Below are 24,549 nucleotides of genomic sequence, written 5' to 3'. Positions count from 1 at the left end.
CGAATTTGCAAGAAATCAAAGGCCATTGGATTGATTTCTTGCAAACCGCGCCATCGGCATTGGCCCGCTCACGGCATCTGCGCTCCTATGAGAACGAGGCCGGAGATGGGTTTTTCAAGGCCGACTAATTACTGAATTAGTGACTTGGGGATGGTCTTTGTCTGAACTTCGATGTCGACAATATTGCCCCGCGCGTCATGGGTAATAAAAGTGGTCACAATATAAATTGCCGACTTTCCACTATACGTTTCCGTCTTCGTGACCAACTTCGCGCCATTGCCCAGAAAGATCTCGTCCAGCGGCACGGCCCTCATGCGCTCAACGGACTTTCGCGCGCCGGGTTCGATCGGAAAGGTGAAGGTTTTGAACGGAGCGCCAGACTGATCGCGTGCTATCACCAGCAATGTATTGCCGATGACTTGCTGATCCATGCAATTCGCTCCGCACGACTGAATGACCGTGGATTGTGCTTGGCAGGTGCCTAGAACAGTCAGTGATGCGAGTGCCGCGATGATTATTTTCACTTTCCCCCCAATGGAATATGTTGTTGAATTCACGGACCGCGATGACCCGATATGGTTTGAACTCTAACGGTGGCTTCGGATCCTGTTGGGGGGGGCACGACCCTTTGCTCCCTCAGCGCCATCGGTTTAGGGGTGGCGGCCTCAAGTCTGAACTGCAACACCTTGCCACCCCGGTAAGGTGTCGAGATGACCAGAAGCTTCCGGCAGTTGCACGCTGAAGAGCGCGCAGATGGCGAGCATGAAGCGCCGCGTGGCGGGGTGCGGCGGGGTTTCCTGCAAGGCCAGGGTGGCGGGCAGGAAGGCCTGTTCATCGGCCAGGCGCTTCGGGCCCACGAGTTCGTCGCGCTGCGTCCAGGCGGCCGATAGAACAGCGGCGTAGCGAGAAAGCAGTTCGCGTACCGGGTGGCGCTGTGCTTCGGTAGTGGCCCTCCCTACGGCCAGGCCTTGGGACTGCACGCGCCAGCGGTGCGCGTACACCCCGCCCGGTTTCTTCCTAAGCTTCTTAGTTCCCGAAGGGCTTGCCCTGCAGCTTCATGCCGGGCTTGAGCCCCCGCTTGGCAAACCAGCCCAGGTTCATCTCCAGCGCGTAGCGCACCGGCTCCTTTGAGCAATGGCTGGTTTCGTCGAGCGGCTGCATGTCGGCCAGGGAGGCGATGCGGCCGTCATCCGCCAGGAAGGCGATGGTCAGCGGCAGCAGGGTGTTCTTCATCCAGAAGCACTGCGTCTCGCGCGACTCGAAGACGAACAACATGCCCTCGTGCTGCGGCATGTCCCGGCGGTGCATCAGGCCGATGGCGCGCTGCTCGGGCTCGATGGCCAGCTGGGCCTGGATCTGGTGCATGCCCGCGCGCAGCGTGGTGGTGGGCAGGCGCTGGGCCTGGGCGTGGGCCTGGGCGCCGGTGAGCAGCAGCACCAGGATGAAGAGCAGGGGCTTGATTCGCATCATGAGGTGAGAGGGCAGCAACAGGAACAATGGCGCGATGCACGCCGTGGCCGCGCCCATTATCTCGATCGCTCCTGAAGCCCCGGCTCCCAGCCCCGCCCAGTCCCTGACCCTGCAGGTCAGCGGCCTGCATTGCGCCGCCTGCGCGGACCTGCTGCGCGCGCGCCTGGAGGCCCTGCCGGGCGTGCAGCGCGCCGGCGTGGGTTATGCCGCCGCACTGGCCTGGGTGGAGTTCGAGCCGGCGCGGGTGGACCTGGCCGCCTTGCAGGCCACCGGCCGTGCGGCCGGCTACGAACTGGTGCCCGCCCAGCCTGAGGCCGCGGCCGCGCTGCGCCGGCGCGAGGCGCGCGCCATGCTGTGGCGCGTGTTCGTGGCCTGGTTCTGCATGATGCAGGTGATGATGCTGGCCGCGCCGACCTACTTCGACAGCGGCGCCGAAGTGCCGCCCGATCTGCGCGCGCTCCTGCATGGCGCCAGCTGGGTGCTCAGCCTGCCGGTGATCCTGTTTGCCGCGGGCCCTTTTCTTCGCGGGGCCTGGCGCAGCCTGCAGCAGCGCCGCCTGGGCATGGACGTGCCGGTGGCCCTGGGCATCCTGCTGACCTTCGGTGCCAGTACCCTGGCCCTGGCCGACCCCGGCGGGCCGCTGGGCGATGCGATGTACCTCGATTCGCTCACCATGTTCGTGGCCTTCCTGCTGGCCGCGCGCTGGCTGGAATTGCGCGCCCGCCACGCGGCCGCGGCCAGCCTGGAGGCTCTGGGCGAAGCCCTGCCGACCGAGGTGCGCCGTCTGGCGCCCGGAGGCTGGGAGACCGTGGCGCGCAGCGCTCTGCGCCCGGGTGACCGCATCCAGGTGGCCCTGGGTGAAACCGTGCCGGCCGACGGCGTGCTGCTGGAAGCCCCGGCGCTGCTGGACGAGGCCCTGCTCAGCGGCGAATCGCGCCCCGTGCCGCGCCAGCCCGGCGAGGCGGTGGTGGCCGGCAGCCTGAACCTGGGCGCACCGCTGCAGTTGCAGGTGCATGCGGTGGGCGAGCAGACCCGCTCGGCGGCGCTGGGCCGGCTGCTGCAGCAGGCCCTGACGGAGCGGCCCGCCTGGGCCCGCGAGGCTGACCGCTGGGCGCCGGCCTTTCTGGCCCTGGTGTTGCTGCTGGCGGCCGGCGCTGGCCTGGCCTGGTGGTGGCTGGCGCCCAGCCGCGCACTGGGCGTGGTGGCCGCGGTGCTGGTGGTGACCTGCCCTTGTGCCCTGGCCCTGGCCGCACCCGCGGCCTTGGTGGCCAGTGCGCGGGCCCTGGCGGCCCAGGGCGTGTGGCTGCAGCGCCTGCCGGCGCTGGAGCGTCTGGCCAGCGTCAACCATGTGGTGCTGGACAAGACCGGCACCCTGACCGAGCCGCTGGTACGCGCGCCGGCTGGCACCGACCCCGACCATCTGGCTGCTGCCGTGGGCCTGGCGCAGTGGTCGCGCCACCCCTTGGCCAAGGCCCTGGCGCGCCTGCCGCTGGACTGCCCGGCCTGGCGCTGGAGCGAGGTGCAGGAGCAGCCCGGGCAGGGCCTGCGCGCGCGCGACCCGGCCGGCCACTGGTGCTGGCTCGGCCGGGCCCCCGATGGCACGGCCGCCCTGTCCTTCGGGCGCGAGGACGGCAGCCTGCGCCTGGACTTCGCGGTGGACGAACAAGCCCGGCCGGCGGCCCGCAGCAGCCTGGAGCGGCTGCGCGCGTTGGGGCTCAAGCTCAGCCTGCTGTCAGGCGATCGACCCGAGCGCGTGGCGGCCCTGGCCGCCCAGCTCAATCTGGCGCAGGCGCGCGGCGCCTGCAGCCCCGAAGACAAGCGCCAGGCCGTACAGGCCTTGCAGGCCGCGGGTGATTGCGTGCTGATGGTGGGCGACGGCCTGAACGACGCCCCGGTGCTGGCCCAGGCCGATGCCTCGGTGGCGCTGGGGGAGGGCGCCGGCCTGGCCCGCCAGGGGGCCGACCTGACCCTGCTGCGCAATGAGCTGGCGGCCCTGCCGGACCTGCTGTTGCAGGCGCGCCGCACGCGGCGGGTGATGCGCCAGAACCTGGCCTGGGCTGCCGCCTACAACCTGCTGGCCGTGCCGCTGGCCGTCACCGGGCAGCTGCCGCCCTGGGCCGCCGGCCTGGGCATGGCCCTGAGTTCGCTGCTGGTGGTGGGAAACGCCCTGCGCCTGGCCCGTTGAGCGATGGAAATCCTGTATCTCTTGATCCCCGTCACGGTGCTGCTGGCCTTCCTGGTGCTGGGCATCTTTGCCTGGGCGCTGAAGGCGGGGCAGTTCGAGAGCATCGAGCGCGAGGGCGAGCGCATCCTCGAAGAAGACGCGGATGTCGATAGTCAGACCCCGGTTGACGGCGATCAAGGCACCCCATGACCTTGTAACCAAAGAATGTGAGCCAGAAGGAGAACCCCGAATGGCTCATCCACATTCCCCGGCAGCACCCGCTGCCTACTTTGACGGCCCTGTAAGGGCCTTTGCTTTGGCCGCGGTGCTCTGGGGCATCGTCGGCATGTTGGTCGGCGTGGTCATCGCCGCCCAACTGGCCTTCCCAGACATGACGCAGGGCATTGCCTGGCTGAGCTACGGGCGCCTGCGCCCGCTGCACACCAACGCGGTGATCTTCGCGTTCGGCGGCTCGGTGCTGTTTGCCACCGCCTACCACGTGGTGCAGCGCACCTGCCAGGTGCGCCTGTTCGCGCCCCAGCTGGCCTGGTTCACGTTCTGGGGCTGGCAGCTGGTCATCCTGCTGGCGGCCATCACCCTGCCGGCGGGCATCACCAGCGGCAAGGAATACGCCGAGCTGGAGTGGCCGATCGACCTGCTGATCGCCGTGGTGTGGGTGTCCTACGCCATCGTGTTCTTCGGCACGGTGGGTACGCGCAAGGTGCGCCACATCTACGTGGCGAACTGGTTCTTCGGCGCCTTCATCATCACCGTGGCGCTGCTGCACATCGTCAACAGCGCGGCCATGCCGGTCAGCCTGTGGAAGAGCTACTCGGCCTACGCCGGTGTGCAGGACGCGATGGTGCAGTGGTGGTACGGCCACAACGCGGTGGGCTTCTTCCTCACCGCCGGCTTCCTGGGGATCATGTACTACTACATCCCCAAGCAGGCCGAGCGCCCGGTCTACAGCTACCGCCTGTCCATCGTCCACTTCTGGGCGCTGATCTTCACCTACATGTGGGCGGGCCCCCACCACCTGCACTACACCGCGCTGCCGGACTGGGCGCAGAGCCTGGGCATGCTGTTCAGCCTGGTGCTGCTGGCGCCGAGCTGGGGCGGCATGATCAACGGCATCATGACCCTGTCGGGCGCCTGGCATAAGTTGCGCGACGACCCGGTGCTGAAGTTCCTGATCGTGTCCCTGTCGTTCTACGGCATGAGCACCTTCGAGGGCCCGATGATGTCCATCAAGACCGTCAACGCCCTCAGCCACTACACGGACTGGACCGTGGGCCACGTGCACAGCGGTGCCTTGGGCTGGGTGGGCCTGGTGTCGATGGGCGCGCTCTACGCCTTGATCCCGCGCCTGTGGGGGCGCAAGGAAATGCACAGCAAGAGCGCCATCGAGCTGCACTTCTGGATCGCCACCATCGGCATCGTGCTGTACATCGCCGCGATGTGGATTGCCGGCGTGATGCAGGGCCTGATGTGGCGTGCCACCAACCCGGACGGCACCCTGGTCTACAGCTTCGTCGAGTCGGTGAAGGCGACCTATCCCTTCTACCTGATCCGTCTGGCCGGTGGCCTGCTCTACCTGTCCGGCATGTTCGTCATGGCCTGGAACGTCTGGATGACCGTCAAGGGCCGCGAGGTGGCCGTGCAGTCGCCCAAGCTGGCTGCTGCTTAAGGAGAACAACATGGCAGACCACAACAAGCCTGTCAGCGGTCACGAGCGCATCGAGACCAATAACTTTCTGATGATCGTCCTCATCCTGGTGGCGGTGGCCGTCGGTGGGTTGGTCGAGATCGTGCCGCTGTTCTTCCAGCGCAGCACCACGCAAGCCGCGCCGGGCGTCAAGCCCTACACGGCCCTGCAGCTGGCTGGGCGCGACATCTACATCCGCGAGGGTTGCTACAACTGCCACTCGCAGATGATTCGCCCGCTGCGTGCCGAGACCCTGCGCTACGGCGCCTTCTCCAAGGCCGGGGAGTTCGTCTACGACCACCCCTTCCAATGGGGCAGCAAGCGCACCGGCCCGGACCTGCACCGCGTCGGTGGCCGCTACAGCGATGAATGGCATCGCATCCATCTGACGCAACCGCGCGACCTGGTGCCGGAAAGCAATATGCCGGCCTACCCTTGGCTGGCCAGCGCCACCATCGACCCGGCCAGCATGGAGCCCCGCATGAAGGCCCTGCGCACCCTGGGCGTGCCCTACTCGGACGCCGACATCGCCGGTGCCGCCGAGGCCGTCAAGGGCAAGACCGAGATGGAAGCGCTGATCGCCTACCTGCAAGGCCTGGGGAGGACCACGCCATGAGTCCCGACGACATCAACCTCTTGCGCGGCCTGGTGACCGTGGTGTCCTTCATCGGCTTCGTGGCCCTGGTGTGGCACAGCTGGAGCCGCAAGCGCAGCGCCGAGCACGCCGAAGCCGCCGCGCTGCCCTTTCAGGAAGAACAAGGAGTGAACCGTGAGTGATTTCTTCAGCAGCGGCTGGCACTGGTTCATTGCCGCCGTGTCGGTGGCCGGCCTGGCCTTCTGCATCTGGCTGCTGTTCACCAGCAGCAAGACCACGCACATGTCGGACGACGGCACCACCGGCCACGTCTGGGACGAGGACCTGCGTGAGATGAACAACCCGTTGCCGCGCTGGTGGCTGGGCCTGTTCGTCATCACCGTGGTGTTCAGCGCCATCTACCTCTATCTCTACCCCGGCCTGGGCCAGGCCGAGGGCTCGCTGAAGTGGAGCAGCGAGGGGCAGCATCAGGCCGAGGTGGATGCCGCCAAGGCGAAGACGGCGCCGCTGTACCAGCGCCTGGCCGCGATGGACGCCAAGGCTCTGGCCGCCGATGCCGAGGCCATGGGCATTGGCCAGCGCCTGTTCCTGAACAACTGCGCCACTTGCCACGGCTCCGACGCCAAGGGCAGCAAGGGTTTCCCGAACCTGACCGATGGTGACTGGCTGTGGGGTGGTGAGTTCGAGACCATCAAGCAGACCATCACCGAGGGCCGCATCGGCCAGATGCCGCCGATGGCCGCCGCCGTGGGCACGGGCGAGGACCAGCGCAACGTGGCGCACTACGTGCTGAGCCTCTCCGGCAGCGCGCATGACAATCTGCGCGCCCAGCTCGGCAAGGAGAAGTTCGCCGCCTGCGCCGCCTGCCATGGCAGCAAGGGCGACGGCAACACGGCCCTGGGGGCCCCGCGTCTGAACGACAAGATCTGGCTGCATGGCTGGGGTGAGCAGGCCATCATGGCCATGATCGCCAATGGCAAGCACAACCAGATGCCGGCGCAGAAGGCCGTGCTCGCACCCGAGCAGATCCATGTGCTGGCCGGCTATGTCTGGAGCCTGTCGAACGGCGGAAAGCGCTAAGCAGTGAGTGAAGAAGCGGTTGTCCGCCTGTACCGCAAGCGCCAGAAGATCCACCCGCGGGAAATTAGCGGGCGTTTCCAGAGCTGGCGCTGGGTGTTTGTGTTCCTCACGCAGGCCGTGTTCTACGGCCTGCCCTGGATCGAATGGAACGCCCGCCAGGCGGTGCTTTTCGACCTGGAGGCGCGCCGCTTCTTCCTGTTCGGCCTGGTGCTTTACCCGCAGGACCTGTTCTACCTGACGGCCCTGCTGCTGCTGAGCGCCTACGCGCTCTTCCTGTTCACCGCGGTGGCGGGGCGGCTGTGGTGTGGTTACGCCTGCCCGCAGACCGTCTACACCTCCATGTTCTTGTGGGTTGAGGCGCGCTGCGAGGGCAACAAGAGCCAGCGTGAGCGACTCGACAAGTCGCCCTGGAATGTCGAGAAATGCGCCAAGCGTGGCCTGAAGCACCTGCTCTGGATCGCGCTCGCGCTGATCACCGGCTTCAGCTTCGTGGGCTACTTCACGCCCATCCGAACGCTCTGGCAGGAGCTCGCCGCCTTCCAGCTGGGGCCTTGGCAGACCTTCTGGATCGGCTTCTACGCCTTTGCCACCTGGGGCAATGCAGGCTTCATGCGCGAGCAGGTCTGCAAGTACATGTGCCCCTATGCGCGCTTCCAGAGCGCGATGTTCGACCGCGACACGCTCATCATTGGTTACGACGTCGAGCGCGGCGAGCCGCGGGGCCCGCGTGCGCGCAAGGACGACCTCAAAACCAAGAACCTGGGGCACTGCATCGACTGCGGGCTGTGCGTGCAGGTCTGCCCGGTCGGCATCGACATCCGCAAGGGCCTGCAGTACGAGTGCATCGGCTGCGCCGCCTGCATTGATGCCTGCGACCAGGTGATGGACAAGCTGCAGTACCCGCGCGGCCTGATCCGCTACGACACCGAGAACGGCATCGAGCAGCATCTGGATCGGAAGAGCGAGTGGCTGCGCGTGCTGCGGCCGCGTGTCTGGGTCTATTCGGCGGTGCTGTGGTTGATCGTCGCGGCCGTGGGCGCCAGCCTGTGGTGGCGTCCGCCGATGCGCTTCGACGTGGTGCGCGACCGCGGCGCGCTGGCGCGCTGGAACGAACAGGGGCAGCTGGAGAACGTGTACCGGCTGCAGTTGATGAACGTGGTGGAGCGGCCCCAGCGTTACCGCATTCGCGTCGAACCCGTGGACGCCGCCCTGACCCAGCTGCAACTCGGCAGTGGCGCGGAGATCGAGCTCGGACCCATCGAGGCCCGCTGGGTGCCGGTGACCGTGCACCTGCCGGCCGACACCGCACCCCCGGCGCCAGGCGCGCATGCCCTGCGCTTTGTCATTGAACGCGTGGCACAAGGGGCTGACAGCAGCCGCAGCGTCGAAGAAAAATCCACCTTCGTGGTGCCCCGATAGGAGAGAAGCCCATGCAAGCCGCCCTGAAAGAGAAGATCGCCGGTCCGGCCCAGCCCTGGTGGCGTGTCCGCATGGTGTGGCTGGTGCTGGCCCTGCCGCTGAGTGCGGTGGTGGCAGGTACGACGACCGCCGTCATCGCGCTCAGCGACCCCGATCCGGTGGTGCGTGCCAGTGCCGAGGCGCCTGCCGAGCGCCCGGCGGTGGAGGGGCGCAACCACGCCAGCACGGGTGGCAAACAGCCCTGAGCGGGAGATTGCAAGCAACAAAAAGGGCCGCGTGAGCGGCCCTCGGTTTTTCGGCGTGTTGTGCCTCAGCAGGCGGCCGAGGACACCAAGCGCTGCAAGGCGTCAGGCTCCAGCACGGTGATCTGGCGCTGCTTCACTTCGAGGATGCCTTCGTCCTGGAAGCGCGAGAAGGTTCGGCTCACGGTCTCCAGCTTCAGACCGAGGTAGCTGCCGATTTCTTCGCGTGTCATGCGCAGCACCAGCTCGCTGGCCGAGTAACCGCGCGCCTGCAGGCGCTGCGTCAGGTTCAGCAGGAAGGCGGCCAGGCGCTCTTCGGCGCGCATCGAGCCCAGCAGCAGCATCACGCCGTGGTCGCGCACGATCTCGCGGCTCATGATGCGGTGCAGCTGGTGCTGCAGCGCAGTGAACTCACGTGCCAGATGCTCCAGCTCGTCGAAGGGGAGCACGCAGACCTGCGAGTCTTCGAGCGCTTCCGCGTCCACCGTGTGGCGGTGGCTGCCAATGCCGTCCAGCCCCAGCAGTTCGCCCGCCATCTGAAAGCCGGTGACCTGCACGCGGCCGTCTTCGGCGTTCACGCAGGTCTTGAAGAAGCCCGTGCGCACGGCATAGAGCGCATGGAAATCCTCGCCCACACGGAACAGGGTCTGGCCCCGGGCCACCGTGCGGCGCTGGTTGATGACCCCGTCCAGGCGGGCCATGTCGGTCTCGCTCAGGCCTAGGGGAAGACAGAGTTCGCGCAGATTGCAGCTCGAACAGGCGGTGCGCAACGGCTCCACACGAATCGGGGTCGGGCTCAGCATGGTTGGCATTATCGGGATCCCTGGCTGAATTGAGGCTGACGGTGGCTTGAGCGGCGTCAAGGACAGCACGGCAGGCGGTGGGCAGTATTCAACCATGTCCCCAGACCACACCACCACCGCCGCTGTATTGCCCGATTCCGCAGGGTTTTTGCCCCCGGGTCTGCTCAGCCGGCTGGAATCCAGCGGCCCCCGCTACACCTCCTACCCGACGGCCGATCGTTTCGTGGAGGCTCATGGGCCGGAGCAGCATATGCGGGCCTTGGCCCAGCGCTCGGCCGGGGTCGGGGGGCTGACCGGCAGCGGCGCGCCGCTCTCGGTGTACGTGCATGTGCCGTTCTGCGAGTCGCTCTGCTACTACTGCGCCTGCAACAAGATCATCACCAAGCACCATGAGCGCGGTGCCGAGTACCTGCAGCTGCTGGACGCCGAGATCCGCATGTGGACCCAGGCCCTTGGCCCGCGCCAGGGTGTCACCCAGCTGCACCTGGGCGGGGGCTCGCCCACCTTCCTGAGCGACACCGAACTCACGCAGATGACCGAACGCCTGAAGGCCGCGTTCGAGTGGCTGCCCGGCATCGAGGCGTCGATCGAGGTCGATCCGCGCACCGTCAACGAGGCGCGCCTGGCCCATTTGAAGCAGCTCGGCTTCAACCGCCTGAGCCTCGGCATCCAGGATTTCGACGAGCGCGTCCAGCAGGCCGTGCACCGCGTGCAGTCCTACGGTCAGGTCGAGGCGCTGATGAAGTCGGCGCGCGAGCTGGGCTTCCAGTCCATCAACCTTGATCTGATCTGCGGCCTGCCGCTCCAGACCACCACCAGCTTCCAGCGCACGCTGGAGCAGGTCATCGAGCTGCGCCCCGAGCGCATCGCGCTCTACGCCTACGCCCACCTGCCGCAGCGCTTTAAGGCGCAGCGTCGCATCCACAGCGTGGACATCCCCTTGCCCGAAGTGCGCCTGCAAATGCATGCCCAGGCCATCGCCGCCTTCCTGGAGGCGGGCTATGAGCACATCGGCATGGACCACTTCGCCCTGCCCAGCGACGCCCTGGCCCAGGCCAAGCGTCAGGGCCGGCTGCACCGCAATTTCCAGGGCTACACCGTGCAGCCCGACGGCGACCTGATCGGCCTGGGGGTTTCGGCCATCTCGCGCGTGGGGGCGAGCTACTGCCAGAACGCCAAGACCATCGAGGAATACCGCGACGCCTTGGAGCAGGGCCAATGGCCGGTGGTGCGCGGCATCACCCTGAGCCGCGACGACCTGGTGCGCCGCGCCACCATCATGGCGCTGATGTGCCAGGGCCGGCTGGATTTCCAGGCGCTGGCCGACGCCCACCTGATCGACCCGCGCAAGTACTTCGCGGCCGAGCTGGAGGCGCTGCAGAACCATGCCGAGCAAGGCCTGGTGACGATCAGCGATCAGGCCGTCGAGATCACGGCGCTGGGCTGGTTCTTCGTGCGCTCGATCGCCGCGGTGTTCGACCGCTTCCTGCAGCTCGAAGGCGCGCGCGAGAAGTTCTCCAAGATCATCTGAGCCTGGCCTCGCCACAATCGGCGCATGCTTGTTTCTTCGGCCTTGGTCGTTAGCACCGCGCTGATGGGCCTGGCGGCCATTCCCCATTGCGCGCTGATGTGCGGTGCCCCGTGCGCAGCGCTCGCGCCCGCGGCTCGACAGCAACTGGGCTTTCAGACCCTGCGCTTGCTCAGCTACGCCGCGGCCGGTGCGTTGGCGGCGGCCAGCGTGGGCTGGCTGCGCGAATCGGTGCAACTGACCCAAGCTTTGCGCCCGTTCTGGACCCTGATCCATGTCGGTCTGCTGGCGCTGGGCCTGTGGTTGCTGGTGGCCGGGCAATTGCCGGCCTGGCTGGGCCGCTGGGGCCGCCAGGCGAGCCAGCCGCGGCGCTGGGGCTGGACGGCCGGTGCGCTCTGGGCCGCCTGGCCCTGCGGGTTGCTGCAGGCGGCGCTGCTGGTCGCGGCGCTGGCCGATCACCCAATCGGTGGTGCCGCCGCCATGGCTGCCTTCGCGCTCGTTTCCGGCCCGGGCCTGCTGTGGGCCCCGCTGTGGCTCAAGCGCCTGCGCGGCGGGCGCGAGGCCACGCTGCCCATTCGCCTGGCCGGTGCCGCCCTGGTGGCCGCCGCTTTGTTTGCCCTGGGTCATGGCCTATGGGCACGCTTCGTGGAATGGTGTAGCCAGGCGTTCTGAACGCGGTTCACGCCTCCTAGAATCCCCTGTTCGTTACTTCCCCAACGCCTGGAGCCTCATCCATGTACCAGCACATTAAGGTGCCCGAGGGCGGCCAGAAGATCACGGTCAACGCCGACTTCTCGCTGAACGTCCCCAACAACCCCATCATTCCCTACATCGAAGGGGACGGCACTGGCTTCGACATCACCCCGGTGATGATCAAGGTGGTCGACGCAGCCGTGGCCAAGGCCTATGGCGGTGCCAAGAAGATCCATTGGATGGAGATCTACGCCGGCGAGAAGTCGACCAAGGTCTACGGCCCCGATGTGTGGCTGCCCGAAGAGACCCTGACCGTGTTGCGTGACTACGTGGTCTCGATCAAGGGCCCGCTGACCACCCCGGTCGGCGGCGGCATCCGCTCGCTGAACGTGGCGCTGCGCCAGGAGCTGGACCTCTACGTCTGCCTGCGCCCGGTGCAGTACTTCACCGGCGTGCCCAGCCCCGTGAAGGAGCCGCACAAGGTCGACATGGTGATCTTCCGCGAGAACTCGGAAGACATCTACGCTGGCATCGAGTTCGAGGCTCGCTCCGACAAGGCCAAGAAGCTGATCTCCTTCCTGCAGACCGAGTTCGGCGTCAAGAAGATCCGCTTCCCCGAGAGCAGCGGCATCGGCATCAAGCCGGTCAGCCAGGAAGGCACCGAGCGCCTGGTGCGCAAGGCGATCCAGTACGCGATCGACAACGACAAGCCCAGCGTCACGATCGTGCACAAGGGCAACATCATGAAGTTCACCGAAGGTGGCTTCCGTGACTGGGCCTACGCCCTGGCCCAGAAGGAGTTCGGGGCCGAGCTGATCGACGGCGGCCCGTGGTGCAAGTTCAAGAACCCGAAGACCGGCAAGGAAATCGTCATCAAGGACAGCATTGCCGACGCCTTCCTGCAGCAGATCATCCTGCGCCCGGCCGAGTACTCGGTGATCGCCACCCTGAACCTGAACGGCGACTACATCTCCGACGCACTGGCCGCCCAGGTTGGTGGCATTGGCATCGCCCCGGGTGCGAACTTGAGCGATTCGATCGCCATGTTCGAAGCCACCCACGGCACCGCGCCGAAGTACGCCGGCAAGGACTACGTGAACCCGGGTTCGGAAATCCTCTCGGCCGAGATGATGCTGCGCCACATGGGCTGGACCGAGGCTGCGGACCTCATCATCAGCTCCATGGGCAAGGCCATCCTGACCAAGAAGGTCACCTACGACTTCGCCCGCCTGATGGAGGGCGCGACCCAGGTCAGCTGCTCCGGCTTCGGCCAGGTGATGATCGAGCAGATGTAAGCCTTTCGGCTTTCATTGCAGGGGCCCCGCTGTGCGGGGCCTTTTTCTTTGCGCCGCACGCTCGATTGCGCGGACGCGAAGGATCCCCGGGGCAACCCTGTCGCATTCCCCGCAGCGATTACGCCGGGTTACGCCTGCGCACCTTGCTGCTGGGCAGCATCGGCCTCCCGTTCCTGGCTGTCTGCAGGGCCGGATCTCCTCCTTCAACGTTCACGAGGTGTTCCGATGCAGCGATGGTGGATTGCAATGGCGATGGCAGGCCTGGCCTGGTTCGCCCCGGCGGCGCTGGCCGCGAATGAGGACCCGATCGTGCTGGTGCACGGTTTTGGCGGCTGGGGCCGCGACGAGGTCTTCGGCTACAAGCACTGGGGTGGCACCCTGGACTTGCAGGAGTTCCTCAAGGGCCAGGGCCACCCGACGGTCACCGTGGCAATGGGGCCGACCAGCTCGAACTGGGACCGCGCCGTCGAGGCCTACGCGCAGATCAAGGGCGGCTGTGTGGACTACGGCGCGGCGCACGCGGCACGCCATGGCCATGCGCGCCATGGGCGTTGCTATACGGCCCTGTACCCGGGCTGGAGTGCGGCCAAGCGCGTGCACCTGGTGTCGCACAGCCAGGGCGGGCCGACTTCGAACATGCTGATCGAGCTGCTGCGCAATGGTTCGGCCGCGGAGCGTGCCGCCACCGGCGCGGCCACCTCGCCGCTCTTCATGGGCGGCAAGGACTGGGTTCACAGCCACACCTCGATGGCCGGGGCACACAACGGCACCACCTTTGGCCGCCTGAGCAGCTTCAATGAATTTGCCAAGCAGCTGCTCAAGGTGGTGGCCAGCGCGGTGGGGGCGAGCGGTGCGGATGCGCTGCCCTTCGACTTCAAGCTCGACCAATGGGGGCTCAAGCGCCAGCCGGGTGAGAGTCAGGGCCGCTATGCCAACCGGGTCTGGGCCTCGTCGATCTGGAGCACCCAGGATGTGGCGCTCTACAGCCTCAGCCCCGAGGGTGCGGCGGCCGAGAACCAGTGGGTCAAGACCTCGCCCGAGGTCATCTATTTCTCCTACAGCGTCGGCACCACCTTCCGCGAGCCGCTGTTCGGCAACCACCTGCCCGACTTCAGCACCAACGTGGCGCTCTCGCCCTTTGCCACCGGCATGGGCGTGTACCGGGCGCTGGGCGCGGGCTGGCTGCAGAACGATGGCGTCGTCAACACCATCAGCATGAAGGCGCCCTTTGGGGCGCCGACACGCGAGTACGACGGCACGGCGCGCAAGGGCTGGTGGAACCATGTCGAGCACCTGCAGGCCGACCACTGGGATGTGGTGGGCAGTGGCGATCTGGTGCGCAATCTCGGCCCGAACCCGTACCTACGCGATCTCTACCTTTCAATCGCGCGCCGGCTGAAAGCGCTGTAGGCGCTCAGGCGTCGTAGCGGTAGCCCACGCCGTAGACGGCGCGGATGCGGTCGCTGCCGGCGCCGGCCAGCTCGAGCTTGCGGCGCAGGTTCTTCACATGGCTGTCCACCGCACGCTCGGTCACGGCGCGCAGGTCGTCGTGCAGCTGATCGAGCAATTGCTGGCGCGGCCACACGCGCCCGGGCTGCGCGGCCAGGCAACGCAGCAGGCGGAACTCGTTGGGCGTCAGGTCCAGGTCCTGCCCCTGCCAGCTGGCGCGCCAGCCCTCCGCATCGATCTGCAGGGGCTGGGGCGCTGAAGCGGGCGCCGGGGCCGTGGCGGGTCGGGTGCGGCGCAGCACGGCCTTGATGCGGGCCACCACCTCGCGCGGGCTGAAGGGGTTCTTGGCGATGTAGTCGTCGGCGCCGAGCTCCAGGCCGAGCAGGCGGTCGGCCTCGTCGGCGCGTGCCGTCAGCATCACGATGGGGACGGCGGAGCGCGCGCGCAGGGCCTGGCACACCGCCAGGCCATCCAGGCCGGGCAGCATCAGGTCCAGCAGCACCAGATCGTGCCGGCCCGCTTCCCAGGTGGGCAGCACGGCCAGGCCGTCGGCCACGCAGTCCACCTGATGACCGGCGGCGCGCAGGTAGTCGACCAGCAGGGCGGCCAGCTTGGGCTCGTCCTCGACGACGAGGATGCGCGCCGGGCCGGGGTCCAGTGGCAGGGTTGGGGGCAGGGGCTCAAGCATGGGCCGGCAGCACCACCTGCACCCACAGGCCGCCCAAGGGCGAGGGCTTGGCCTCGATGCGGCCCTCGTGCGCCTCGACGATGCGCTGGCAGATCGACAGGCCCAGACCGGCGCCACCGGTGCGGCGGTTGCGCGAGGCCTCGCCGCGGAAGAAGCGTTCGAACAGGCGCGGCAGCTGCTCGGGCGTGACGCCCGGGCCGCTGTCCTGCACGTCGATCACCGTGCCCTCCGGGCCGCGAGCGGCCTGGATGCGCAAACGCCCGCCAGCGTCGGTGTAGCGGCAGCTGTTCTCGAACAGGTTGTTGAAGAGCTGGCGCAGGCGGCGCTCGTCGCCAAAGGCGGGCAGGGGCTGCTCGGGCAGTTCCAGCTGCAACTGCAGGCCACTGCCTTGCAGGCGCTCGCCGAAGGCACCGGCGGTGCTGTGCAGCAGCGGGCGCAGGTCCAGCTCGGCCTTCCGGTAGGCCAGGGCGCCCACATCGGCAAGCGACAGCTCGTACAGGTCATCCACCAGCTTGTGCAAGGTGGCCACCTCGCCGCGCAGCGAGGCCAGGGCCGCGCCATCGAGCTGGCGCACGCCATCCTCCAGGGCTTCGAGCTCGCCGTTCAGGATGCCCAGTGGCGTGCGCAGCTCGTGCGAGACATCGGCCATGAACTCACGCCGCATGGCCTCGTTGCGCTGCAGGGTGTGGGCGAGCTGGTTGAAGTCGCGGCTCAGCTGCGCCACCTCGTCCCCGGAGCGGCGCTCGGGCACGCGGGCGTTGTAGTCACCCGCGGCCAGGCGGTGCGAGGCCTCGGCCACCTGGCGCACCGGCCGCGCCAGCCGGCGCGAGGCCCAGAAGGCCAGGCCGGCGGCCAGCAGCAAGGCGCCACCGCCCACCGCCCAGGCCACGCGCGCTTGCGCATCGGCAAAGCGCTTCTCCGCGCCGGAGCTGACGGACTCGAAGGGCGTCAGCGCCAGCCAGCCCACGGTCAGGCCGTCGACGACGACGGGGCGTTCCAGCGCGTCGGCAGACGGGGTGGCAAAGCCGGCAATGCGCTGGCGGTCGGCGTCAAATAGGGTGAAGCGGCGCGTGGCGCCGGTGAGCTCGGCGGGGCTGCTCTTCACCGCCGGGGCCTGGGCCTCGGGCAGGCGCGGGCGCAGCAGGCGGCCCCAGAGCTCGGGCTTTTCGCGCAGGAACTCCCAGCTGCCGCCGTTCTCGCGGTAGCCCGCCGTCACGCTCACCAGCGCCAGCTCCAGCCGGTTCACGGCCTGCTCGTTCAGGTAGCCCAGGAAGCCGCGGTTCAGCGCCATATGGGCCGACACGCCCATGGCCACGGCCACCGCCAGGGCGGTGCTGAGGACGACGGCGAAGACTTGGGTGCTGAGGCTGGGCTTCATGACGAATCGCACTGTGGCGGGTGGGGGCGCCGGCGGCAAGCAGCACCCCAGCGCGGCGCGGGCTCTTCAAGCTGGCTCCATATTCTTGATGCAGCATGCACCGCCATGACCTTCAAGCCGCTCGTTCTCCTTGCTGCGCTGAGCGCCGCGCTCCTGATTGCCGGATGCCAGAAGTCATCCGACGCCACCAACAAGCCCGCGCCCAAGCCGCCCGAGGTGGGCGTGGTGACGGTGAGTGCGCAGGATGCTCCGCTCGAGCTGGAACTGCCCGGGCGCCTGAGCGCCGGCCAGGTGGCGGAGATCCGCCCGCAGGTCAGCGGCATCGTGCAGCGCCGCCTGTTCACCGAAGGCTCGCTCGTCAAGGCCGGCCAGCCGCTCTACCAGATCGACGCCGCCAGCTTCGAGGCCGAGCGGGCCCGCGCAGCCGCCGCGCTGCAGAAGGCCGAGGCCCAGGCCGCCAACGCCAAGGCGCGCGCCGCGCGCGACGCCGAGCTGCTGCAGTCCGGCATCGTCACCCGCCAGGCCGGAGACGACAGCGCCGCCGCATTGCGTCAGGCCGAGGCCGAGGTGGCGGTGGCGCGTGCCAATTTGGACGCCGCGCGCGTGCAGCTGGCGCGCACCCGCATCGAGGCCCCTATCAGCGGGCGGGTGGACCTTTCCACCGTCACCCCTGGTGCGCTGGTGACGGCCAACCAGACCCAGGCCCTGACCACCGTGCAGCAGCTTGACCCGATGCAGGTGGACATCGTGCAAAGCAGCGCCGAGCTGCTGGCGCTGCGCCGTCAGCTTGAGGGCCGCAGCGGCAGCAACCAGCTGCAGATCGTGCTGGAGGACGGCACGGTCTACCCGCTGCCGGGCCAGCTGCAGGTCAGCGGCGTGGCGGTGGACCGCGGCACCGGCGCCGTGACCCTGCGTGCCAGCGTACCCAACCCCAAGGGCCAGCTGCTGCCCGGCATGGTGGTGACGGCCAAGCTGCTGGCCGGCATCGATGCCGGCGCCATCCTGGTGCCGCAGCAGGGTGTCAGCCGCTCGCCCACGGGCGAGGCCACGGCGCTGGTGGTGGGGGCGGACAACAAGGCCGAGCGCCGCCGCCTCAAGTTGGAACGTGCCGTGGGCAACCAGTGGCTGGTGACGGCGGGCCTGAAGGTGGGCGACAAGCTCATCGTCGAGGGCTTGCAGCGCGCCCGCCCGAACCAGCCGGTCACGCCGGTGCCGGCCGGTTCAACGCCGAAGAAGAAGGGCGACGCCAAGCCCGCAGGTGGCGCCGCCTCGGCCGCCTCGGCGCCGAAAGCCTGACGCCATGGCCTCGTTCTTCATCGACCGACCCATCTTTGCCTGGGTCATCGCCATCGTCATCATGCTGTTCGGCCTGGGGGCGATCCACAAACTGGCGCTGGAGCGCTACCCGGACATCGCGCCCACGCGCGTGTCCATCAACACCAGCTACCCCGGCGCCTCGGCCCAGGCGATCGAGGATTCGGTGACCCAGGTCATCGAGCAGAGCCTGAAGGGCATCGATGGCCTGCTGTCGATCGAATCGACCAGCAGCGCCACCGGCAATGCCAACACCAACCTGACCTTCGTGGCCGGCACCAACCCGGACACCGCCCAGGTGCAGGTGCAGAACAAGGTGGCCTCGGTCATCAGCCGGCTGCCGCAGGCGGTGCAGTCGCAGGGCGTGCGCGTCACCAAATCGGGCGTCGACTTCCTGATGGTGGCCATGCTGACCAGCGACGACCCCGCGGTCACGTCCAGCGACCTCGGCGACTACCTGAACAGCACCCTGGTGGACATCATCAGCCGCGTCGAGGGCGTGGGCGATGTCAACGTCTTCGGCTCCGGCTACGCCATGCGCATCTGGCTGGACCCGACCAAGCTGCAGCGCTACGGCCTGGTGCCGGGCGACATCCGCACCGCCTTGCTGCAGCAGAACACCGAGGTCTCGGCCGGGCAGATCGGCGCGCTGCCGGCGCCCGAAGGCCAGCGGCTCACGGCCATCATCACCGCGCGCTCCAAGCTCACCACGGCCGAGCAGTTCCGCGACATCGTGCTGCGCGTGCAGTCCGACGGCTCGGCCCTGCGCCTGGGCGACGTGGCCCGCGTGGAACTGGGCCGCGACAGCTACACCACCAATGTGCGCTCAAGCGGCGTCACGGCGGCCGGCATGGCCATCTTCCCGGCGAGCGGCGCCAATGCCCTGGCTACGGGTGATGCCGTCAAGGCCAAGCTTAAGGAGCTGGAGCCCTTCTTCCCGCCCGGCATGAAGGCCACGGTCACCTTCGACACCACGCCCTTCATCCGCGTGTCGATCGAGGGCGTGGTCGAGACCCTGGTGGAGGCCATGCTGCTGGTGGTCTTCATCATGTACCTGTTCATGCAGAACCTGCGCGCCACCCTGGTGCCGGCGATCGCCGTGCCGGTGGTGCTGCTGGGCACCTTTGGCGTGCTGTCGCTGGCGGGCTACTCGATCAACTCGCTGACCATGTTCGGCTTGGTGCTGGCCATCGGCCTGCTGGTGGACGACGCCATCGTGGTGGTGGAGAACGTCGAGCGCCTGATGCGCGAGGAGGGCCTCTCGCCGAAGGAGGCGACGCGGCGCAGCATGCGCGAGATCACCGGGGCGCTGGTCGGCATCGCCGTGGTGCTCAGCGCCGTGTTCATCCCGATGGCCTTCTTCGGCGGCTCCACCGGCATCATCTACCGCCAGTTCAGCATCACCGTGGTTAGCGCCATGGTGCTTTCGGTGCTGGTGGCCATGAGTCTTTCGCCCGCGCTGTGCGCCACCGTGCTGCAGCCGGTGAAGAAGGGCGAGCATGCCGCCCACACCGGCCCGCTGGCCAAGCCGCTGGACTGGTTCTTCGGTGGCTTCAACCGCCGCTTCGACGCCTTCACCGAGCGCTATGTGCGCCAGGTGCGCTGGCTCACGGCGCGCGGCCTGCGCAGCTTCATGGTCTACGGCCTGGTGATCGCCGCCATGGCCTGGATGTACAAGAGCCTGCCGACCTCCTTCCTGCCCGACGAGGACCAGGGCGGCCTGCAGATCCAGGTGCGCATGGCGCCCGGCGCCACGAACGAACGCCTGGAAGCCGTGATGCAGCAGCTGGAGGCCTATCTGGCCGACCAGAAGGAAGTGCTGTTCTACAACGTGGTGCGCGGCGCGGGGGGCGACCAGGGTTCTGGCCAGGGCTTCATCCGCCTTCAGGACTGGAAAGAGCGCAAGCGGCCCGAACAGAGTGCCGCGCAGCTGGCCGAGCGCTTCACGCGCGAGCTGGGGCGGCGCATTCGCGATGCCAATGTTTTCATCGTCATGCCGCCCACCGTGCGCGGCCTGGGCGGCAGTGCCGGCATCCAGCTGTTCCTGCAGGATCTGGGCGGCCTGGGGCAGGAGCAGCTGATCGCCGCGCGTGAGCAGCTGATCGAGCTGGCCAATGCCCGCCCCGAGCTGGCGCGCACCCGCACCAACAGCCTGACGGAAACGCCGCAGCTGCAGATCAGCATCGACGACCACAAGGCCGGCGTGCTGGGGGTCTCCACCCAGGTCATCAACGACACCATGTCGATCGCCCTGGGCGGCGCCTATGTGAACGACTTCATCGACCGCGGCCGCGTCAAACGCGTGCTGCTCCAGGGTGAGGCCGCCTACCGCGCCGACCCCGAGGCCCTGCGCCACTGGTATGTGCGCAACGGCAGCGGGCAGATGGTGTCCTTCGCGGCCTTTGCCAGCAGCCGCTGGGTCAGCGGGCCACGCCAGCTGGTGCGCTACAACGGCAGCTCGGCCTATGAAATCCAGGCCGACGTGCCGCCCGGCGTCAGCTCGGGCGCGGCCATGAAGGCGATGGAGGAGGTGCTGCGCGAACTGCCGCCGGGCATCGGCTACGAGTGGTCGGGCCGCAGCTACCAGGAACGCCTGAGCGGCGACCAGGCGCCGCTGCTCTACGCCGTCTCGGTGCTGTTCATCTTCCTGTGCTTGGCGGCGCTGTACGAAAGCTGGTCGGTGCCCTTCAGCGTGATGCTGGTGGTGCCGCTGGGCATCTTCGGCGCGCTGGCCGCCAGCCATCTGGGCGGGCAGCTGAACGATGTGTTCTTCCAGGTCGGCCTGCTCACCACCGTGGGTCTGTCGGCCAAGAACGCCATCCTGATCGTCGAGTTTGCCCAGACCCTGGTGAGCCAGGGCATGGGCCTGCTGGAGGCCACGCTGAAGGCGAGCCGGCAGCGTCTGCGCCCCATCCTGATGACCTCGATGGCCTTCATGATGGGCGTGCTGCCCCTGGCCCTGGCCAGCGGCGCGGGTTCGGGTTCGCAGCGCGCCATCGGCGTGGGCGTGCTCGGCGGCATGGCCAGCGCCACGGTGCTGGGCATCTTCTTCGTGCCGCTGTTCTATCTGTGGGTGCGGCAGCGCTTCAGCCGCGCGGTGGCTCCGGCGCCGACGGCCGCCGCCACCGTCAGTGACTGAACAGCACCGGCACCGTCATGCTTTGCAGCAGCTCGCGCGTCACACCGCCCAGCACCAGCTCCCAGGCGCGCGGGTGGCCGTAGGCGCCGCAGACGATCAGGTCGGCACCGCTGTCGGCTGCGCGTGACAGCAGGGCCTCGGCCACCGAGGCATCCGGGCTCCAGGCGCGTGCCAGGCGCTCGCCCAGGCTGGGCTGGCGCGCCAGCGGCAGCAGGCGCGGCTGCAGCGGCACGCCGTGGCGGCGCAGATGGGCCTGCACCGCGCTCCAGGCCAGCGGCTCCTCGGCATCCAGCGCCAGCAGCTCCACCTGGCGTGCGGCACGCAGCCAGGGCAGGGCGTCGTTCATGGCGCGCGCACTTTCGCGCGTGCCCGACCAGGCCAGCAGCACCGTCTGACCCAGCGTGGGCGCCGCGCCGATGAAGGGCACCAGCAGCACCGGGCAGCTGGCCTGCACCAGGATGCGAGCCATTGCCTCCAGGCTCAGGCCGCGGCCGGGTTCGGGCTGGCTGAGCACCAGCAGGTCGGTGGCGCGGCTGGCTTCGATCAGGTGGTCCACCGCCTCATCGGCCCGGTGCACCAGCTCGGCCTCGATCCCGCTGCCCAGGGCCTCCAGCTGGGCCTGGGCCTGGGTCTTGAGCGTCTGCATCTGCTCGGTGACGAGCTGGGTGGCCAGGGCCGCGGCCTCGGGGCTCAGATAGGCCCCGGACGCCACTGACTCCACCACCGAGCGCAGGCTGAGCCGTGCGCCATGCTGGCGGGCCAGCGCGGCGGCCACGGCCAGCGCATGCTGGCTGGCCGGGCTGGCATCACCGAAATGAACCACGATCTGGCGGATGTTGTCCATGCTGTGCTCCCGGTGGGGTGGGTGGGCGGATCCTAGACTGCGCGGCCGCGAACCTGGATGCACACCATGAGCCTGAGCCCCGCCAGCCTGCAAGCCCTGGCCGATGACACGGCCTTCTGCGACGCCCTGCTGGCGCGCTCCCGGCACCTGCGCGAGCAGCTCGATGCCCGCATGGAGCAGGTGCTGGTGGACCAGCTGGACGGCCTGGCGGCGGCCTTCAAGCCCAGCCAGGTCGAGGTGGAGGTGGACGAGGCCATGCGCGCACGCCTCTTTGAAATCGTGGCGCGGCAATGGGCCCATGTGGGCGAGCAGATGCCGCACTTTTCCGTGCTCTCGCACGAGGACTGGCGCCCGGAGCAGCTGAATGCCGAGCGCCTGGCGGCCTTCTATGAGACCGGCCGCGGCGAGCTGGTGCTGCTGCGGCGCCTGCTCTCGCAGGTCGGCCTGGGCCTGCCCTGCAAGGCGCGCTGCGTGGAGCTGGGCTGCGGCGTGGGTCGGGTGACGGTGCACTTGGCGCCGCAGTTCGGCGAGGTCGAGGGCCTGGATGTTTCCCCCGGCAATCTGGCCGAATGCGAGCGCGCGCTGGCGCAGCGCGGCCTCACCAATGTGCGCCTGACGCGCCTGCAGGCCCCGCCCGACATCCAGCAGTTGGCGCCCTATGACCTGCTGTTCTCGCGCATGGTGCTGCAGCACAACCCGCCGCCCATCCAGCACTATCTGCTGCGCGAGTTGCTGGCGCGCCTGCGCCCGGGGGGCATCGCGGTGTTCCAGCTGGTCACGGGCGGCCCGGGTTACGGCTACCTGGCGGCGCAGCACCTGCAGAAGCACGCCACCACCGACTTCGAGATCCACGCGCTGCCCATGCCGGCTGCGCTGGCACTGGTGCGCGCCAGCGGCTGCGCGCTGCTGGATGTGTTCCGCGACACCGCGGGCGGCTTCAACGTCTCGTCCTACACCTTCCTGGCGCAGAAGCTCTGAACCAGCTTCGCGGCCGGTTGCGCGGAGGATCGGCGCGACGCCGAGCTGAAATCACTGCCGCTGAGTCAGCCGGCCGCTGCCGCCGGCGCCGGCGCCTGCGCCACACGGTTGCGCCCGCCTTGCTTGGCGGCGTACAGCGCTTCGTCGGCCGCCTGCAGGGCGGAGGCCACGCTCGCATGCGCCTCCGCACTGCAGCACAGGCCCAGGCTCAGCGTCACCTTCACGGGCGGACCGTCGCTGTCTTCCACGGCCTGGCGCAGCCGCTCGGCCAGTTGCAGGGCACCCTCCTGCGGGGTCTCGGGCATCAGCACCAGGAACTCCTCGCCACCGAAGCGGGCCAGGAAATCGGTGCGTCGCACGGCCGCCGCCAGCACCCGGGCCACACGTTGCAGGACCTCGTCGCCCCCCGCGTGGCCATAGCGGTCATTGACGGATTTGAAGCGGTCGATGTCGATCAGCCCGAGCGCCAGGGCCTGGCCATTGCGGCGGTGGCGCTGAAACTCCATTTCCAGGCGGGCGTCCGCCGCACGGCGGTTGGGCAGGCCGGTGAGCGCGTCGTTCAGGGCCATGGCGCTGAGCACGGCATTGGCCTGGCTGAGCTCGGCGTGGGCCTGCTCCAGTTCGGTGGTGCGCAGCTTCACGCGCTGTTCGAGCTCGGCCTCGCGCCCTTGCAAGGCCTTCTGCATGCCGCGCAGGGCGCTGCTGAGCTGCGCCACCTCCAGCGAGTGAAGCTCCTCGGGGATTTGCTCCCCCTGCTGGCCGGCTTCCACGCGGCGAGCCGCTTCGGCCATGCGCTGCAGCGGCCGGCTGAAGCGCCCGGCCAGCCAGCCGGCCAGCAAGAGGCCGAGCAGTGCGGCTAGCGCCCCTGCCAGCAGGGCTTGCCGGCGGGCCTGTTCGGCGCCCTGCGCGGCGCGTGCCAGGGGCTGTCGCGTCACCACGGTCCAGCCCAGGTCGCCGGTGATTTCTCGCGCCGGCACCGGGGTGGCGGCGCTGAGGTAGCGCTTGCCATCTGACCACTGCCAGATCTGCGCCAAGCCGCGGGGCAGCGGATGCGGCGGCGCCTCGTCCGCAGCGGCATCACGCGGGCGATGGATCACCTGGCCGGCGCGGTCCAGCACAAAGACCCGCACGCCTTGCTGATAGAGGGCATCGCTGCGCAGGCTGTTGACGACTTCGCTTGCCCAGTCCCAGCTTGCGTGGACGCCCAGCACCGCGATCGTGCCCCCCGCGGCGTCTCGCAGGGGCGCAGCGAAATCCAGAAAGCGAAGCGGCTCGCCCGTGGCCGACGGCGGCAACAGCGTCGTCAACAGCTTGGCCGCGTGCACATCCCCCGTGTACGGCTGGCTGAGTGCGGCCTGGAACCAAGGTCGACTGGCAACGTTCTGCCCAACCAGCAACCCGCCGCTTGCGGCCAAGACCTCCCCCTTGGGGCTGGCCAAGCCGATCCAGGAGTAGTGCGTGCGGCTGCGCTGCAGGCGATCCAGCACTGGCTGCCAGTGCTGCGGGCTCAGCCCGGCGCCCTGCGGGGGATCTTCGGCCAGCAGCTCGACCTCGCGTTGTCGCTCGTGCAGACCCTCCGAAAACATCACAGCCGTGCTGGTGGCCAGGGTTTGGAGGGTCGTGCCCTGGTCGTGCAGCGCCTGCTCGGCCAGGCCTTCGGCCAGCCACCAACTGAGGCCACCCGCCACCAGACCCACCAGACTGCCAAACAGAAGCGCAACCTGGGTGCGCAGCGTGAGCTTGGGATGCAGCATGACCGGCAGCT

Annotated in this window: 23 protein-coding genes; 15 read left to right on the top strand and 8 right to left on the bottom strand. The window is 68.5% G+C overall.

Annotation, left to right across the window (positions count from 1 at the left end; genetic code table 11):
- Positions 1-128: 128 nt before the first annotated feature.
- The 3 genes from ACE3QP_RS10865 to ACE3QP_RS10855 all read right to left on the bottom strand — a co-directional run bounded on the left by ACE3QP_RS10865 (position 129) and on the right by ACE3QP_RS10855 (position 1,470).
- Entirely contained in the window at positions 129-431 is a 303-nt protein-coding gene (locus tag ACE3QP_RS10865; RefSeq protein ID WP_374435994.1) for a hypothetical protein, read from the bottom strand.
- A gap of 234 nt (positions 432-665) precedes the next feature.
- A complete protein-coding gene (locus tag ACE3QP_RS10860; protein WP_374435992.1) occupies positions 666-1,001 on the bottom strand; it encodes a hypothetical protein in 336 nt (111 codons plus the stop codon).
- A gap of 25 nt (positions 1,002-1,026) precedes the next feature.
- Positions 1,027-1,470, bottom strand: a complete 444-nt coding sequence (locus tag ACE3QP_RS10855) for a DUF192 domain-containing protein (RefSeq protein WP_374435990.1) — start codon at positions 1,468-1,470, stop codon at positions 1,027-1,029.
- Positions 1,471-1,504: 34 nt separating this feature from the next.
- Between ACE3QP_RS10855 and ACE3QP_RS10850 the strand changes: the two genes are divergently transcribed.
- Genes ACE3QP_RS10850 through ACE3QP_RS10815 form a run of 8 tightly spaced genes read left to right on the top strand, consistent with a single transcriptional unit; the run spans position 1,505 to position 8,678 of the window.
- A complete protein-coding gene (locus tag ACE3QP_RS10850; protein WP_374435989.1) occupies positions 1,505-3,655 on the top strand; it encodes a heavy metal translocating P-type ATPase in 2,151 nt (716 codons plus the stop codon).
- A 3-nt stretch (positions 3,656-3,658) separates the two neighbouring features.
- Positions 3,659-3,844 (top strand): cbb3-type cytochrome oxidase assembly protein CcoS, encoded by a 186-nt coding sequence (ccoS, locus tag ACE3QP_RS10845; RefSeq protein ID WP_198112312.1) that lies wholly within the window; start codon positions 3,659-3,661, stop codon positions 3,842-3,844.
- Positions 3,845-3,884: 40 nt separating this feature from the next.
- The gene (gene ccoN / locus ACE3QP_RS10840) at positions 3,885-5,321 is read left to right on the top strand and encodes a cytochrome-c oxidase, cbb3-type subunit I (RefSeq protein WP_374435987.1); all 1,437 of its coding nucleotides are present in this window, start codon (positions 3,885-3,887) and stop codon (positions 5,319-5,321) included.
- Between the two features lie 10 nt (positions 5,322-5,331).
- Positions 5,332-5,955, top strand: coding sequence for a cytochrome-c oxidase, cbb3-type subunit II (gene ccoO, locus ACE3QP_RS10835; RefSeq protein ID WP_198112314.1), 624 nt, complete (start codon positions 5,332-5,334; stop codon positions 5,953-5,955).
- Positions 5,952-6,116, top strand: a complete 165-nt coding sequence (locus ACE3QP_RS10830) for a cbb3-type cytochrome c oxidase subunit 3 (RefSeq protein ID WP_198112315.1) — start codon at positions 5,952-5,954, stop codon at positions 6,114-6,116. The genes ccoO and ACE3QP_RS10830 overlap by 4 nt, the downstream gene beginning before the upstream one ends.
- Entirely contained in the window at positions 6,109-7,014 is a 906-nt protein-coding gene (ccoP, locus tag ACE3QP_RS10825) for a cytochrome-c oxidase, cbb3-type subunit III (RefSeq protein ID WP_374435984.1), read from the top strand. The genes ACE3QP_RS10830 and ccoP overlap by 8 nt, the downstream gene beginning before the upstream one ends.
- A gap of 3 nt (positions 7,015-7,017) precedes the next feature.
- Positions 7,018-8,433 carry a cytochrome c oxidase accessory protein CcoG gene (gene ccoG, locus ACE3QP_RS10820; protein WP_374435983.1) on the top strand — a complete coding sequence of 472 codons (1,416 nt, stop codon included), beginning with the start codon at positions 7,018-7,020 and terminating at the stop codon, positions 8,431-8,433.
- Between the two features lie 11 nt (positions 8,434-8,444).
- Positions 8,445-8,678: a hypothetical protein gene (locus ACE3QP_RS10815; protein WP_374435981.1), complete on the top strand. Its 234-nt coding sequence runs from the start codon at positions 8,445-8,447 to the stop codon at positions 8,676-8,678.
- Positions 8,679-8,743: 65 nt separating this feature from the next.
- Here ACE3QP_RS10815 and fnr read toward each other — a convergent pair whose 3' ends face one another.
- Positions 8,744-9,478 carry a fumarate/nitrate reduction transcriptional regulator Fnr gene (gene fnr / locus ACE3QP_RS10810; protein ID WP_374435980.1) on the bottom strand — a complete coding sequence of 245 codons (735 nt, stop codon included), beginning with the start codon at positions 9,476-9,478 and terminating at the stop codon, positions 8,744-8,746.
- Positions 9,479-9,572: 94 nt separating this feature from the next.
- On the opposite strand from fnr, the gene hemN reads away from it, so the two are divergent.
- The 4 genes from hemN (at position 9,573) to ACE3QP_RS10790 (ending at position 14,404) form a co-directional block, all read left to right on the top strand.
- Positions 9,573-11,009 carry an oxygen-independent coproporphyrinogen III oxidase gene (gene hemN / locus ACE3QP_RS10805; RefSeq protein WP_374435978.1) on the top strand — a complete coding sequence of 479 codons (1,437 nt, stop codon included), beginning with the start codon at positions 9,573-9,575 and terminating at the stop codon, positions 11,007-11,009.
- A 24-nt stretch (positions 11,010-11,033) separates the two neighbouring features.
- Positions 11,034-11,678: a sulfite exporter TauE/SafE family protein gene (locus tag ACE3QP_RS10800; protein ID WP_374435977.1), complete on the top strand. Its 645-nt coding sequence runs from the start codon at positions 11,034-11,036 to the stop codon at positions 11,676-11,678.
- 62 nt (positions 11,679-11,740) lie between these two features.
- Positions 11,741-12,994, top strand: coding sequence for an NADP-dependent isocitrate dehydrogenase (gene icd / locus ACE3QP_RS10795; protein ID WP_374435975.1), 1,254 nt, complete (start codon positions 11,741-11,743; stop codon positions 12,992-12,994).
- A 225-nt stretch (positions 12,995-13,219) separates the two neighbouring features.
- Positions 13,220-14,404, top strand: a complete 1,185-nt coding sequence (locus ACE3QP_RS10790; RefSeq protein ID WP_374435973.1) for an esterase/lipase family protein — start codon at positions 13,220-13,222, stop codon at positions 14,402-14,404.
- A 4-nt stretch (positions 14,405-14,408) separates the two neighbouring features.
- Here ACE3QP_RS10790 and ACE3QP_RS10785 read toward each other — a convergent pair whose 3' ends face one another.
- Entirely contained in the window at positions 14,409-15,131 is a 723-nt protein-coding gene (locus ACE3QP_RS10785) for a response regulator (protein ID WP_374435971.1), read from the bottom strand.
- Entirely contained in the window at positions 15,124-16,509 is a 1,386-nt protein-coding gene (locus tag ACE3QP_RS10780; RefSeq protein ID WP_374435969.1) for an ATP-binding protein, read from the bottom strand. The genes ACE3QP_RS10785 and ACE3QP_RS10780 overlap by 8 nt, the downstream gene beginning before the upstream one ends.
- Before the next feature lie 105 nt (positions 16,510-16,614).
- On the opposite strand from ACE3QP_RS10780, the gene ACE3QP_RS10775 reads away from it, so the two are divergent.
- Both ACE3QP_RS10775 and ACE3QP_RS10770 read left to right on the top strand, forming a co-directional pair.
- Positions 16,615-17,805 (top strand): efflux RND transporter periplasmic adaptor subunit, encoded by a 1,191-nt coding sequence (locus ACE3QP_RS10775; RefSeq protein ID WP_374435967.1) that lies wholly within the window; start codon positions 16,615-16,617, stop codon positions 17,803-17,805.
- Between the two features lie 4 nt (positions 17,806-17,809).
- Positions 17,810-20,962 carry an efflux RND transporter permease subunit gene (locus tag ACE3QP_RS10770; RefSeq protein ID WP_374435965.1) on the top strand — a complete coding sequence of 1,051 codons (3,153 nt, stop codon included), beginning with the start codon at positions 17,810-17,812 and terminating at the stop codon, positions 20,960-20,962.
- Here the strand turns inward: ACE3QP_RS10770 and ACE3QP_RS10765 are convergent.
- Entirely contained in the window at positions 20,952-21,806 is an 855-nt protein-coding gene (locus ACE3QP_RS10765) for a universal stress protein (protein WP_374435963.1), read from the bottom strand. The genes ACE3QP_RS10770 and ACE3QP_RS10765 overlap by 11 nt on opposite strands.
- A 66-nt stretch (positions 21,807-21,872) precedes the next feature.
- On the opposite strand from ACE3QP_RS10765, the gene ACE3QP_RS10760 reads away from it, so the two are divergent.
- Positions 21,873-22,784 carry a class I SAM-dependent methyltransferase gene (locus ACE3QP_RS10760; RefSeq protein ID WP_374435962.1) on the top strand — a complete coding sequence of 304 codons (912 nt, stop codon included), beginning with the start codon at positions 21,873-21,875 and terminating at the stop codon, positions 22,782-22,784.
- 65 nt (positions 22,785-22,849) lie between these two features.
- Here ACE3QP_RS10760 and ACE3QP_RS10755 read toward each other — a convergent pair whose 3' ends face one another.
- On the bottom strand, positions 22,850-24,538 hold the full coding sequence (locus ACE3QP_RS10755) for a diguanylate cyclase (protein WP_374435960.1): 1,689 nt from the start codon (positions 24,536-24,538) through the stop codon (positions 22,850-22,852).
- Positions 24,539-24,549: the final 11 nt, after the last annotated feature.

This window comes from Inhella sp., assembly GCF_041912635.1.
Taxonomy (GTDB): Bacteria; Pseudomonadota; Gammaproteobacteria; order Burkholderiales; family Burkholderiaceae_C; genus Inhella.
The sequence above is the reverse complement of the archived record's forward strand: the minus strand, read 5'-3'. Positions and strand labels throughout refer to the sequence as shown.

What these genes read in the sequence shown, in the direction of transcription:
- ACE3QP_RS10865 (WP_374435994.1), bottom strand. Translation starts at nt 431, where the DNA reads ATGGATCAGCAAGTCATCGGCAATACATTGCTGGTGATAGCACGCGAT.
- ACE3QP_RS10855 (WP_374435990.1), bottom strand. Translation starts at nt 1,470, where the DNA reads ATGATGCGAATCAAGCCCCTGCTCTTCATCCTGGTGCTGCTGCTCACC.
- ACE3QP_RS10850 (WP_374435989.1), top strand. Translation starts at nt 1,505, where the DNA reads ATGCACGCCGTGGCCGCGCCCATTATCTCGATCGCTCCTGAAGCCCCG.
- ccoS (WP_198112312.1), top strand. Translation starts at nt 3,659, where the DNA reads ATGGAAATCCTGTATCTCTTGATCCCCGTCACGGTGCTGCTGGCCTTC.
- ccoN (WP_374435987.1), top strand. Translation starts at nt 3,885, where the DNA reads ATGGCTCATCCACATTCCCCGGCAGCACCCGCTGCCTACTTTGACGGC.
- ccoO (WP_198112314.1), top strand. Translation starts at nt 5,332, where the DNA reads ATGGCAGACCACAACAAGCCTGTCAGCGGTCACGAGCGCATCGAGACC.
- ACE3QP_RS10830 (WP_198112315.1), top strand. Translation starts at nt 5,952, where the DNA reads ATGAGTCCCGACGACATCAACCTCTTGCGCGGCCTGGTGACCGTGGTG.
- ACE3QP_RS10815 (WP_374435981.1), top strand. Translation starts at nt 8,445, where the DNA reads ATGCAAGCCGCCCTGAAAGAGAAGATCGCCGGTCCGGCCCAGCCCTGG.
- fnr (WP_374435980.1), bottom strand. Translation starts at nt 9,478, where the DNA reads ATGCTGAGCCCGACCCCGATTCGTGTGGAGCCGTTGCGCACCGCCTGT.
- hemN (WP_374435978.1), top strand. Translation starts at nt 9,573, where the DNA reads ATGTCCCCAGACCACACCACCACCGCCGCTGTATTGCCCGATTCCGCA.
- ACE3QP_RS10800 (WP_374435977.1), top strand. Translation starts at nt 11,034, where the DNA reads ATGCTTGTTTCTTCGGCCTTGGTCGTTAGCACCGCGCTGATGGGCCTG.
- icd (WP_374435975.1), top strand. Translation starts at nt 11,741, where the DNA reads ATGTACCAGCACATTAAGGTGCCCGAGGGCGGCCAGAAGATCACGGTC.
- ACE3QP_RS10790 (WP_374435973.1), top strand. Translation starts at nt 13,220, where the DNA reads ATGCAGCGATGGTGGATTGCAATGGCGATGGCAGGCCTGGCCTGGTTC.
- ACE3QP_RS10785 (WP_374435971.1), bottom strand. Translation starts at nt 15,131, where the DNA reads ATGCTTGAGCCCCTGCCCCCAACCCTGCCACTGGACCCCGGCCCGGCG.
- ACE3QP_RS10780 (WP_374435969.1), bottom strand. Translation starts at nt 16,509, where the DNA reads ATGAAGCCCAGCCTCAGCACCCAAGTCTTCGCCGTCGTCCTCAGCACC.
- ACE3QP_RS10775 (WP_374435967.1), top strand. Translation starts at nt 16,615, where the DNA reads ATGACCTTCAAGCCGCTCGTTCTCCTTGCTGCGCTGAGCGCCGCGCTC.
- ACE3QP_RS10770 (WP_374435965.1), top strand. Translation starts at nt 17,810, where the DNA reads ATGGCCTCGTTCTTCATCGACCGACCCATCTTTGCCTGGGTCATCGCC.
- ACE3QP_RS10765 (WP_374435963.1), bottom strand. Translation starts at nt 21,806, where the DNA reads ATGGACAACATCCGCCAGATCGTGGTTCATTTCGGTGATGCCAGCCCG.
- ACE3QP_RS10760 (WP_374435962.1), top strand. Translation starts at nt 21,873, where the DNA reads ATGAGCCTGAGCCCCGCCAGCCTGCAAGCCCTGGCCGATGACACGGCC.
- ACE3QP_RS10755 (WP_374435960.1), bottom strand. Translation starts at nt 24,538, where the DNA reads ATGCTGCATCCCAAGCTCACGCTGCGCACCCAGGTTGCGCTTCTGTTT.